This is a genomic window from Brucella thiophenivorans, assembly GCF_002252445.1.
GTDB classification, from domain to species: domain Bacteria; phylum Pseudomonadota; class Alphaproteobacteria; order Rhizobiales; family Rhizobiaceae; genus Brucella; species Brucella thiophenivorans.
The window spans coordinates 1-11,891 of sequence record NZ_NNRJ01000010.1 but is presented as its reverse complement, the minus strand read 5'-3'; the positions used below and the strand labels follow the sequence as shown (position 1 = coordinate 11,891).

Sequence of the window (11,891 nt, the reverse complement as noted above, 5' to 3'; positions counted from 1 at the left end):
CAAAGAAAACCGAGTCCCCGCGGCCCCTGTCAACTGCCGGTTTCGCCCCCGTAACGGCGGTTGACAGAGAGGCTGTGACGAGCGCTATTCCTCCCGGGACCCCGGACCGTGGTTCTCTGACGATGGAGACTGCGGTCCGGCGCGCGTTGGGCTGGCATCCTGCAGTTGATGAAGCATCCGGCAAGATTTTTGAGGCCGATGAGCGCATACGTGCGGCACAGGCTGGTTATTATCCCAAGCTGGAGGCTGGTGTGAATTCCGGCTACCGGAGCAACAATCGCGACGGATGGCGACCACAATTCAATGTCGGCGCTTCGCAGATGCTTTATGATTTTGGCAAGGTTTCAAGTTCCGTTAATGCGGAACGGGCCGGCAAAGAAATCAACAATGCGCGTCTTCTTCTGACTGTCGATAATCTGGCGCGCGATACCGCCAATGCGGTTGTCGAAGTGCAGCGTTTCCGATCGCTGTCATCACTGGCGCAGGAACAAGTCACTGGCGTCAAGAAAATTGCAGCGCTCGTTAATGAGAGAACTGACAAGGGTGCCAGCACCATGTCGGACAAGGTACAGTCCGATGCGCGGGTTGAATCGGCGATTGCAACACAATTGCAGTATCAGTCCGAACTGAGCCGCTGGCAGGTGGCACTTGGGGCATTGCTTGGCGGTGGTGCGCACAATCCCGCTTCGTCTGTTCCTTCTTGGCTGGGTAAGGCCTGCGATGTTGCTGCTCCCGACTGGGAGGAGGTTCCAGCACTGCTTGAAGCGCAAGCCGCAAAAGAGGAAGCGAAAGCGCAGCTTGCGGCCAGCCGCGCAGATGCAATGCCGACTGTCTCACTTGAGGCAACTACAGGTTATGACCTGAACAGCTCGCAAAATTATACGACCGGCAATGAGAGGCAGCCAGAATATTCGGTCGGCGTGAATGTCTCCTCAAGCCTTTATAATGGCGGTCAGACGGGTGCGCGCAAGCGAGCTGCGGCTTATGCGCTGCAATCAGCGGAAGCTGCTATCAGCACCGCGCGCTATGACATTCAGCGCAACCTCATGGAATCGCGCAGCCAGATCGGCACGTTGAACCGGTTGATGCATTCGCTGGAATTGCGGGCTGATATGATGGTGAAAACCCGCGATCTTTATCGCGAGCAATATGTGGAACTCGGCACACGCACGCTGCTTGATCTGCTCAATTCCGAGCAGGAACTTCACGAAGCGCGTTTTCAGACGGCCAATACGGTGCATGACATAAGGCGGCTGGATATTAGCTGTCTTTATAACTCGGGCAAAACACGCCAGAGTTTCGGGCTTAATCCAGCAACATTGCGGGCAAGCGGGGGCAGCCTATGAAACGCGATGATAATCTCCCTGAGTGTGAAGGTTTCATCCTGAATGGCGGCATGCCTCAAAAGCTGGATGTGCTGCCTTTCGATGTGGAGAGCTGGCTCGAAGCACTTGGGCGGATCGCTACGCATTACCATATTCCCATATCCAAGCAGAGCACAAAGATCGCGGCCAGTGCCGATATAAGTGTTGGCGAAGATCAGAAAGTTCGTTCAATCGCCCGGCATGTTGGTCTGGGTGTCAGGTCCGTGGATCCCAAAAAGATTTCGCTTTCGCCATGGCATGTACCTTTTGTGCTCAAGCTCAATGACGGTCAGCTTGCTGTTGTAAACACGCTCTCCAAAGATCGTGAAGTCAGTGTCTGGATGATCGGCGAGGGTGGTCTGGAACAACCTTTCAAGCTCAATGTGCTTTTGGCTGAAACGGAAAAGATCATTCTGGCGCGCCCTTCAAAAACAATTCCTGATGCGCGTGTGGATGCCTATATCAAGCCCTATGAAGAAAACTGGCTGAGGCGTATCCTGTTTCGCGACAAGGGTTCCTATGGCCATGTGCTGATCGCGTCGCTGATTGCCAATACGCTTGGTCTTGCGGGTATTCTCTTTTCCATGCAAGTTTATGATCGGGTGGTGCCAGCCCAATCTTTCAATACGCTTTATGTGCTTTTCAGTGGCGTTTTGCTGGCAATTCTGTTCGATTTTCTGATGCGGCGTGCGCGCATGGGCATCATCGATGTGCTGGGAAAACAGACCGATTTGCAAATGTCGGATGTGGTGTTTGGTCATGCGCTGCGTGTGCGTAATCGTGCAAGACCGACTTCGACAGGATCGTTTATTGCGCAGTTGCGCGATACCGAACAGGTGCGCGAGCTACTGACGTCGACAACAGTGGCTGCACTTGCCGATCTGCCGTTCTTCTTCCTGTTTCTCGTGATTTACTGGTTTCTCGCTGGCTGGCTTGTCGTCATCCCTATTGGTGCATTGATTGCGTTGATTTTGCCGGGGCTTTTGTTGCAACGTCGCTTGAGAATCTATGCCAATCAGGCGATGCGTGAAGCGTCATTGCGCAATGCGATGCTGGTTGAAACAGTGCAGGGCATTGAAGACATTAAAGGCCTGCAGGCGGAAGATCGTTTTCAGCAGCAATGGAACCATTTCAATGCTGTAACGGGCGAAGCGCAGATCAGGCTACGTGCACTGACCAATAGTCTCAGTGTCTGGACGCAGAATGTGCAGATGGGTGTGTATGCATTGACGGTGTTTGCTGGTGCGCCACTGATCATTGCAGGCGATATGACGACCGGTGCGCTGGTCGGTGCGTCCATCCTCGGATCGCGTATGCTGGCACCAATGGGACAACTTTCGCAGATATTGGGTCGGTTGCAGCACGCCCGTATCGCCAAAAAGGGCCTTGACCAGCTCATGCAGATGCCGGTCGATCATCCCGACAGTGAAACGCGCATTCATTGCCCGAAAATCCGTGGTTCTTATCAGTTGAAAGCTGCCTCGTTCCGTTATGGGGATGAGAGCTCGCCGCCGGTTCTGTTGGTCAAAGATCTCAAGATAGGGCAGGGCGAGCGCATTGCCGTGCTGGGCCGAAATGGCGCAGGAAAATCGACGTTGTTGATGGCTTTATCGGGGCTTCTCGACGCTTCGGACGGCGAGGTTCTGCTTGATGATTTGTCTTTACCGCAGATAGACCCTGCCGATGTGCGTCGCGATGTGGGCTTGCTTACGCAGAACTCTCGATTGTTTTTCGGCACATTGCGCGAAAATATCACCATGGGTGCCCCCGATGCAGCAGATGCAGAAATCCAGCGCGTGCTGGTGATGGTTGGTGCCGATGGTTTTGTACGCAAGCTGCCGAAAGGTCTCGAGCATCAAATACAGGAAGGCGGCGGTGGCCTTTCGGGCGGGCAGAAGCAGGCAATTCTTTTAGCGCGCCTCTTGATCCGTGATCCATCGGTGGTTTTGCTTGATGAGCCGACCTCGACAATGGATGAGGCGACCGAGCGACATTTTATTGAACAATTCGCCAAATGGAGCGTCGGGCGTACGGTTGTGATTGCGACACACCGGATGAGGGTGCTCGAACTGGTGCAGCGGCTGATAGTGGTGGAGAACGGTCAGGTTGCGCTTGATGACAGCAAGGAACGCGGTCTTCAGACCTTGCTGGGCATGAGCAAAGTCGAACCATCGAAGAAGGGATAAGGGGGCATGGCTGCCACTGGCGAAGACTTTGGTGCTTGGGTGAATGGAAGTGCTGAGGGGCAGCGCCTTAAGCGCTCAAAACGCTTCGTGCGCCTTGTCTTTATTTTCTTTGTCGTTCTCATCGGCTGGTCCTATCTCGCTTTGCTTGACGAAGTTTCGACCGGCACGGGCAAGGTGGTTCCGACCTCGCAGGAGCAGGTCATTCAGTCGCTGGAAGGCGGAGTCGTTGCAAAGCTTCTGGTGCGTCAGGATGATGTGGTTGAGCCCGGGCAGATATTGGCCCAGCTTGATCCCACGATGACGGAATCGAGCGTCCAGGAAAGTGCTGCGAAATATCGTGCCGCTTTGGCAAGTTCGGCACGTCTCAAAGCCGAGGTCAGTCAGACCGAGTTGCAGTTCTCACCTGAGCTTGATGCATTTCCTTTGCTCAAAATGTCTGAATTGCAATTGTTTGAGGCACGCAGGCAAAGCCTCACGGATGCTTTGGGATGGATTGTTGAATCTAAGAAGCTGGTGCAGGATGAACTAAGCATCAGCCAGTCGCTGACGAAAATGGGTGCAGCGAGCAATGTGGAGGTCATTCGTCTCAAGCGGCAATTGGTGGAATTGCAGCTTAAGGAAACCGAAGTGAGGTCGGAATATATCGTGCAGGCACGCGAAGAACTCGCAAAAGCCAATGCCGAGGTGGATTCGCTCTCATCTGTCATTCGTGGTCGCACGGATTCGCTTGCGCGCATGACGCTTCGTTCTCCTGTGCGCGGGATTGTCAAGAATATCGAGGTCTCGACCATCGGCGGCGTGGTGCCGCCCAATGGCAAGCTGATGGTGATTGTGCCGCTCGACGAACAACTTTTGATCGAAACACGCATTCTGCCGCGTGACATCGCCTATATCCATCCCGATCAGCGCGCGACAGTGAAGATCACCGCTTATGATTATTCAATTTACGGGGCGCTGAATGGCAAGGTGGTGAGCATCTCGGCTGACACTATTCAGGATGAAACGAAGCCGGAAGAATATTATTACCGTGTCTTCATTAAGACTGAGACTGACGCCTTGCTCAACAAAAATGAGGAGCGCTTTCCTATCGTACCCGGCATGATTGCAACGGTCGATATTCATACGGGCGCCAAGACGGTCTTTGACTATCTGATTAAGCCGTTGAACCGGGCCAGTGAAGCACTACGCGAACGATAAGCTTTGCGATTAGAGCAAAACGCGCTCTAACGGTGGTTGCTTTTCCATTCATGCCGTATCACGAGATAGACGAGCACAATCAGAGCTAAAACTGCGAAGATGCTTGACGTGTAGAGCATGACGATTGCATCGCCAATGCGTTCATTGGCCATCATCCAACTTGCGACTGACAGGCCGCAGGCGAGGCCAAAAATCCATGTAATGAATAGGATCAGTGCTTTCATTTCGGCTCCAGTCTGTTGTTTTTGTGGCGAAGATAAGCTTCAAAAAATCGGGGCGTCTACTCAGAGCGACATAAGATTCTGTACAATATTGAGAACATAAACAGTGGCTTGCGCAAGGGCGGCAATAGCAGCTGCGGTCGCTGCGGCCTTGTTATACTGTGTTGCCTTAACCCAGCCCTTGTGATGCGAATCAAGATTTAACGCGACTTCATTGACCCATTCCCCGGATAATGAGCCATCCGGTTTTCGCAGCTTCTTCGATGGTTTGATAGCGGGAACGTTAACGCCAGCAGATCTCATCCAAAGGATGCCGGCGGCCACGCCCGTAACAACAGAAACCAGATGAAGAACGAGGAAAGCAAAATTTAGATAAATCATACCACCAACTCATGTTTTGGTTGATGGTTATAATAGTTTGATTGTTTTGTTGAGATAAAAATTTGCTCTAGACGGCAATATTTCAAGTGGAAGAGGGTGATGGTAGCGAAGGACGGATTCGAACCGCCGACACAAGGATTATGATTCCTCTGCTCTAACCTACTGAGCTACTCCGCCATGCCATTTGCGAAACCCATCCTACACCGTTTCCAGTGTCTCAAGCGAATGTTTTCACAAGGAATGGCGGCGGTATATGTGGGGAATGAAACCCTGTCAAGCATTCTTAGCATGGCTTGTGCCTTGTTTTCCATGATTTGCGCAGATAAGTAACTGTGGGAAAGCAAAGGCATAGTTTTATGGCACCTCGCATTGCGGTTTTGGGTTGTGGCTATTGGGGCGGCAACCATATTCGTACCCTGAAGAGCCTGGGCGTTCTTCATGGTGTTTCTGACGCCAATCCACAGAATGCTAAAAGATTCGCTTCTGAGTTCGGTGTTCCCAATATTCCCGTCGATGCACTTTTCTCCCATCCCGACATTGACGGCATCGTTATGGCGCTGCCTGCACAGTTTCATGCGCAATATGCAATTGAAGCGGTGAAGAACGGCAAAGACGTTCTGGTTGAAAAGCCAATTGCGCTGGAAGTTGCCGCTGCAGAGGCGGAAGTCGCAGCCGCGCGCGAAAATGGTCGTGTTTTCATGGTCGGGCATATTCTTCGCTTCCATCCGGCATTTGAGAAGTTGCTCGATATGGTAAAAAGCGGCGAGCTCGGCGATATACGCTATGTGCATTCGCACCGCGTCGGTTTCGGCAAGTTTCATGATAAGTTTGACGCGCTATGGGATCTTGCGCCGCATGATCTGTCGATGATCCTAGCAATTACTGGCGAAGAGCCGTCATCGGTGCGCGGCGAAGGCACGGCCATCATCGATAAAATCAGCGATTTCGCGCATGTGCATCTTGAGTTTCCAAGCGGCATCAAGAGTCATCTCTTTGCCTCAAGGCTAAATTCCTATCGCGAGCGCCGTTTGAGTGTGACCGGCACCAAGGGTATGCTTGTCTTTGACGATGCTGAACCCTGGGATCGCAAACTTGCATTCTACAAGCACGAAGTCTGGCGTGAGAATGATCAGTGGGCTTTCAAGTCCGTTGAGCCGGAATATGTACCTGTTGAAGAAGGCATGCCGCTAACGCGTGAATTGCAGCATTTCCTGCACTGCATCGAAACACGCGAAACGCCGCGCACTGATGGGCAGGAAGCAATCAGCGTCTTGCGGATACTGACCGAAGGTTCAGTAAGTCATTCCTGACAAAATGTTTGGCGGATCCTCTGTCAACTGGTGTTACGGAAGTCGCAAAACTTTGAACGTTCCACCCATGGCAGGACGGGGCGTGAAGGAATAAATAGGTTGCCGTGGATTCGCCTACTCATTGAGGCGAACCTGATAAATTGGAGCCAATATGCAGTTCATTGATCTTGGGGCGCAGCGCGCGCGTATCGAAGACCGTCTTAATGCCGCCGTTACCAAGGTTGTTGCAGAAGGCCGATATATTCTGGGTCCTGAAGTGGCCGAGTTTGAAAAGAAGCTTGGTGAGTATCTGGGCGTCGAACATGTGATTGCCTGTGCAAATGGCACCGATGCGCTGCAGATGCCTTTGATGGCGCGCGGCATTGGTCCGGGGCATGCGGTTTTCGTTCCGTCTTTTACGTTCGCTGCAACCGCTGAAGTCGTTGCCCTTGTTGGTGCAGAGCCGGTTTTCGTTGATGTTGATGCCGACACCTACAACATGAATGTCGAACAGCTTGAAGCTGCCATTGCTGCTATCCGCAAGGAAGGTCGTCTGGAGCCAAAGGCAATCATTCCTGTCGATCTGTTCGGTCTTGCTGCCGATTACAATCGCATCAGTGCAATCGCCGAGCGCGAAGGCCTGTTTGTGATAGAAGATGCTGCGCAGTCGGTTGGCGGCAAGCGCGACAATGTCATGTGCGGTGCTTTCGGCCATGTTGGTGCGACAAGCTTCTATCCTGCCAAGCCGCTTGGCTGCTATGGCGACGGCGGCGCAATGTTCACCAACGATGCTGAACTCGCCGACACGCTGCGCTCCGTGCTGTTCCACGGCAAAGGCGAAACGCAGTATGACAATGTTCGCATTGGCATCAATTCGCGTCTCGATACGATTCAGGCCGCTATTCTTCTCGAAAAGCTGGCGATCCTTGAAGATGAAATGATTGCGCGTGACCGTATTGCCAAGCGCTATAATGAGTTGCTCAAGGATGTGGTCAAGGTTCCGGGCCTGCCTGCTGGCAATCGTTCGGCCTGGGCACAGTATTCGATTGAAAGCGAAAACCGTGATGGCCTGAAGGCACATCTTCAGGCGGCAGGCGTTCCATCGGTCATCTATTATGTGAAGCCACTGCATCTGCAGACAGCATACAAGCATTATCCGATTGCCCCAGGTGGCCTGCCTGTTTCGGAAGCGCTGCCTGCACGCATTTTGAGCCTGCCAATGCATCCATATCTTTCGGAAGAAGATCAGGACAAGATCATTGGCGCTATCCGCGGCTTCCACGGCAAATAAGCCTGATAAGGTATCGATTTGAAAAGCCCGGCGAAAGCTGGGCTTTTTATTTCCGTTTGGCAATGCGGGAGGCGACGAAGCGAGCTATCGCCGGGCCTGCCAGCAGCACGATGAAGAACCGGCTGGTTTGCAGCGCAATGATAAATGGCAGATCAACATTGCTGGAAGCTGCAATGATTGCCACCGTATCCGCGCCGCCCGGGCTGGTCGCAAGATAGGCGGTCAATGGATCGAGGCCTAGGACATGACCGAGAACCATGCCGAACAACCCGCAGACAGCGATCAGAATCAACGTTGAGGCAAGCGCTGCCGGAAAGGCGCGTGCGGCATGTGCAATGATGCCGCGTGTAAAGCCAAGACCAATGCGCCAGCCAATGAAGACATAGCTTGCAGCAAGTAACCACGGCGGCAGGTCTATCATCATAAGACCCGTATCCTGCAATAAAGCTCCCAGTGCCAGGGGTACGAGCATTGCTCCGGTCGGAATGCGTGATTTTTCGCCCAGAAAGGCACCGCAGATGATCAAGGTGAGGGTTGGTGCGAGTGTATGCCAGTTGATGGGCGGAAACCATTCTATGGCCACCGGAGCGGTTGCCTCAATATCGGTTGTGAACATGACAACGAGCGAAGCCGTCGTTGCGACCAGCACCACGCGTAAATATTGCATGAAGGCAACGAGGCGCGCGTCGGAACCAAAAGATTCGGACATCAAAACGATTGCCGTCGCAGCTCCCGGCGAGACACCCCAAACGGCGGTGGTGCCGGGCAAAACGCGAAAGCGCGCCAGAAGATAGCCGATGGTTGTGCTCGCAAACAGTGTAAAGCCGGTCGAGAGCAGAATGATCGGCAGATGCTGCCCCATATTTGTGAAAAATTCTGCAGTCATCGCGCGCGCAATCAGTAGCCCGACGATGGCCTGTGAAAGCAGCGAGAGGCTTTTGTGAACCCGGATATGGCTTTCGCGCGAGGCCAGCAGGATCGCTCCCAGCATGGCACCCAGAAGAAATGCCGCAGGAAGCCCAAGAACCTCGCCCACATAGATCAAAAGCGCAGAGATGATAAACAGCATGCCCCATTGGACCGGCTTTGGTATCTTGCTGAGGGTGAACCTATTGAGGGCCTTTTCCTGCCCTTGGGGGACGTGTTTCTGCATGGCGTTCCTTCCCTACAACTCAAAGGGAGGAAAAGGCAAACCAAGATTGTGTGTCACGTGCGGCAATTATCATTTCAAAGAAAAAGCATCACCCACGAGAGGTGATGCTTTAAGAGGTGCGTTATAATTTTCGATCTGGCCTTAGCCGATCATCGCGCGACGCTGGTTGATAGGGCGCTCGATAACTTCGCGTGGCGCTTTGCCCCCATCACGCTCTTCGAGAGCCTCAGCTTTTGTGAGATCAGCTTCGGCAATTATCAGTTCTGCCTCGGCATCTTCTTTTTGCGACATCAGATCGCGAATCGATCCGAACAGATTATCGCGCCGCTGACGCGCTGCTTTGGCAAAGGTCGGATAGGCAAAATGATTGATGTCAGTGATACCCGCCTTCTTCTCTTCCGATAGAATTTGGGCGTCGAGTTCACCGGCCATTCGTTCGAACTCTCCGATCATCAGGTCAAGTTGGCCCAGTTGACGGCGTTTTTCCTTTACCTGGAACAATTTCAGCCTGACGAGGCTTTCACGTGGCTTCATACGCAATACTCCTTGAACACCAACCAGCTCTTTTAAATGTTGGGGCGTTCCCCCCGACTTTATTAACAGGCTTATGCGAGGGCTACTTTCCCGCAATATGCCGTGAAATCCGTTGCAAAGCCTTGCTTTTCAGGGCCTGGACTATGCCGCTGGTCATAAGAATGATCTTATTAAGCGAAACAAAAAGTTAAGATTTCGCTCGTTTGGTAACCATTCCTTTACCTGCAACGTTAATCATACGCGTTAGGAATTAAGGCTCGGTAAATCTGGTGTGGTTTTTGAGTAACAGGTAAAAGTTAGAGTCAATTGAATCACTTAAGGCGTTTTCTTAATGTGATTAAGAATGACTGAGGAATAAAATAATCACTTATGATTCAGTTGGATAAGAGTTTTTTCTAAATAGGAAATATTTATGCTTGCCAACAGGAATCATATTTTGTTAACCATTTGCAGGCACCTTCAGGCTAAGGCAACGACAGTTCCGTCAGCTGCCGTGAGGGATATCTGGTCAGCGGCGGAAAGGGGATAAGATATGCGCGTCCTTTTGATTGAAGACGACAGTGCTATCGCACAAAGCATTGAACTCATGCTTAAGTCCGAGAGCTTCAATGTTTACACCACCGATCTGGGTGAAGAAGGCATCGATCTCGGCAAGCTTTATGATTACGACATCATTCTGCTGGATCTGAACTTGCCGGACATGTCCGGTTATGAGGTTCTGCGTACCTTGCGCCTTTCGAAGGTCAAGACGCCGATCCTCATCCTCTCTGGCATGGCTGGCATTGAGGATAAAGTTCGCGGCCTTGGTTTTGGCGCAGACGATTATATGACGAAGCCGTTCCACAAGGACGAGCTGATCGCACGTATTCATGCGATTGTTCGTCGTTCCAAGGGTCATGCCCAGTCGGTCATCACAACAGGCGATCTGATTGTGAACCTCGACGCCAAGACTGTTGAGGTTGGTGGCCAGCGCGTTCATCTGACCGGCAAAGAATATCAGATGCTTGAGTTGCTTTCGCTTCGCAAGGGTACGACCCTCACCAAGGAAATGTTCCTCAACCACCTTTATGGCGGTATGGATGAGCCTGAGCTGAAGATCATCGACGTGTTTATCTGCAAGCTGCGCAAGAAGCTTGATGCCGTTTCCGGTAGCCAGAGCTTCATTGAAACTGTTTGGGGTCGTGGCTATGTGCTGCGTGAGCCCGATGGCTCAGAACTGCGCGAAAGCGCATAAGATTTTTGATAGTTTTCTGACGCTGATTGAGAGCGCCGATCTGATGTTATCAGATCGGCGCTCTAACTTTTTAAGTTTCACATCCTGAAAACCGTTTCTTACTTTTCAGCTTGTGCTCTGACAAAGAAATGGAGCCGACTTTACATGAGCGTAAAGTCGGCTCCATTTTTGCTTTGGGTTAGATTATTTTGCCTCAGAGTTCCCGAACAGTGTTTTCCAGACGGCTCCCCCGAGCACTCCGCCCAAAAGTGGAGCTACCCAGAAAGCCCAAAGTTGGCTCATGGCAGGCACATCCGCGAACAGAGCAACACCGGTTGATCGGGCAGGGTTGACTGACGTATTTGCTATCGGTCCCGACATAAGGATGATTGCGGTTAGGCACAAACCAATTGCGATTGGTGCAAATCCACCGGGTGTTGAGGATGATGTTGCGCTTAGAATTACAAAAATGAAAAAGCCGGTGAGGATCATTTCTGAAATAATGGCGGCGAACAAGCTGTAGCCGCCGGGTGAAAACTCACCGTAACCGTTGCTTGCGAAGCCGCCAGCCGTGAAATCAGCTTTGCCAGACGCGATCAAATAGAGTGCGCCGGCTGCAACGATTGCCCCTGCAACCTGTGCGACCCAGTAGGGAATAAGATCTTTTGCAGGAAAGCGTCCCGCTGTCATCAGGCCAAGCGAAACCGCCGGATTAAAGTGCCCGCCGGAAATGCCACCAACGGCATAGGCCATTGTCATGAGGCTCAGTCCAAATGCTAAAGCAATACCCAAAATGCCGATGCCCATATTGGGAAACGCGGCTGAAATGATTGCTGCACCGCATCCGATGAATACCAGCCAAAATGTACCGATAAATTCGGCAGTCAATTTCTTAAACATATTAAATCACTTTTGTAAGATGGCCTGCGAAAGCGTGTTGCAATTCGCAGGAAAGTAAAAAGGGATAAAAGTGTAGAGAGCTCAAAGATTTAAGCGCTGTAATTATATGCATCCCGTAGTGCTTTGCGCACACCTGCTTCATACTCGGGATGGATCAGCTTG

Annotated in this window: 11 protein-coding genes and 1 tRNA gene; 6 read left to right on the top strand and 6 right to left on the bottom strand. The window is 52.0% G+C overall.

The window, feature by feature from the left end; translation table 11 throughout:
• The first annotated feature begins 74 nt into the window (after positions 1-74).
• From CEV31_RS02420 to CEV31_RS02410, 3 genes are read left to right on the top strand one after another with little or no spacing between them, the layout of a single operon-like run.
• Positions 75-1,346 carry a TolC family outer membrane protein gene (locus tag CEV31_RS02420; RefSeq protein WP_235818022.1) on the top strand — a complete coding sequence of 424 codons (1,272 nt, stop codon included), beginning with the start codon at positions 75-77 and terminating at the stop codon, positions 1,344-1,346.
• Positions 1,343-3,550, top strand: coding sequence for a type I secretion system permease/ATPase (locus tag CEV31_RS02415; RefSeq protein ID WP_094505315.1), 2,208 nt, complete (start codon positions 1,343-1,345; stop codon positions 3,548-3,550). Before CEV31_RS02420 ends, CEV31_RS02415 begins: the two co-directional genes overlap by 4 nt.
• Before the next feature lie 6 nt (positions 3,551-3,556).
• Entirely contained in the window at positions 3,557-4,747 is a 1,191-nt protein-coding gene (locus CEV31_RS02410; RefSeq protein WP_094505314.1) for an HlyD family efflux transporter periplasmic adaptor subunit, read from the top strand.
• Between the two features lie 26 nt (positions 4,748-4,773).
• On the opposite strand, the gene CEV31_RS02405 is transcribed toward CEV31_RS02410, so the two are convergent.
• The 3 genes from CEV31_RS02405 to CEV31_RS02395 form a co-directional block, all read right to left on the bottom strand.
• Complete coding sequence (locus tag CEV31_RS02405; RefSeq protein WP_094505313.1) at positions 4,774-4,971, bottom strand: hypothetical protein; 198 nt, start codon at positions 4,969-4,971, stop codon at positions 4,774-4,776.
• A gap of 60 nt (positions 4,972-5,031) precedes the next feature.
• Positions 5,032-5,349: a hypothetical protein gene (locus CEV31_RS02400; RefSeq protein ID WP_094505312.1), complete on the bottom strand. Its 318-nt coding sequence runs from the start codon at positions 5,347-5,349 to the stop codon at positions 5,032-5,034.
• Between the two features lie 100 nt (positions 5,350-5,449).
• Positions 5,450-5,526, bottom strand: a tRNA-Met gene (locus CEV31_RS02395).
• Positions 5,527-5,705: 179 nt separating this feature from the next.
• Here CEV31_RS02395 and CEV31_RS02390 point away from each other — a divergent pair.
• Complete coding sequence (locus CEV31_RS02390; RefSeq protein WP_094505311.1) at positions 5,706-6,659, top strand: Gfo/Idh/MocA family protein; 954 nt, start codon at positions 5,706-5,708, stop codon at positions 6,657-6,659.
• Between the two features lie 151 nt (positions 6,660-6,810).
• Complete coding sequence (locus CEV31_RS02385; RefSeq protein WP_094505310.1) at positions 6,811-7,929, top strand: DegT/DnrJ/EryC1/StrS family aminotransferase; 1,119 nt, start codon at positions 6,811-6,813, stop codon at positions 7,927-7,929.
• A 46-nt stretch (positions 7,930-7,975) separates the two neighbouring features.
• Here the strand turns inward: CEV31_RS02385 and CEV31_RS02380 are convergent, their stop codons facing one another.
• Positions 7,976-9,082 carry an AbrB family transcriptional regulator gene (locus CEV31_RS02380; protein WP_094505309.1) on the bottom strand — a complete coding sequence of 369 codons (1,107 nt, stop codon included), beginning with the start codon at positions 9,080-9,082 and terminating at the stop codon, positions 7,976-7,978.
• 141 nt (positions 9,083-9,223) lie between these two features.
• On the bottom strand, positions 9,224-9,616 hold the full coding sequence (locus tag CEV31_RS02375) for a flagellar export protein FliJ (protein WP_094505308.1): 393 nt from the start codon (positions 9,614-9,616) through the stop codon (positions 9,224-9,226).
• 532 nt (positions 9,617-10,148) lie between these two features.
• Here CEV31_RS02375 and ctrA point away from each other — a divergent pair.
• Positions 10,149-10,850: a response regulator transcription factor CtrA gene (gene ctrA / locus CEV31_RS02370; protein WP_094505307.1), complete on the top strand. Its 702-nt coding sequence runs from the start codon at positions 10,149-10,151 to the stop codon at positions 10,848-10,850.
• Positions 10,851-11,033: 183 nt separating this feature from the next.
• Here the strand turns inward: ctrA and aqpZ are convergent, their stop codons facing one another.
• On the bottom strand, positions 11,034-11,729 hold the full coding sequence (gene aqpZ / locus CEV31_RS02365; protein ID WP_094505306.1) for an aquaporin Z: 696 nt from the start codon (positions 11,727-11,729) through the stop codon (positions 11,034-11,036).
• Positions 11,730-11,891: the final 162 nt, after the last annotated feature.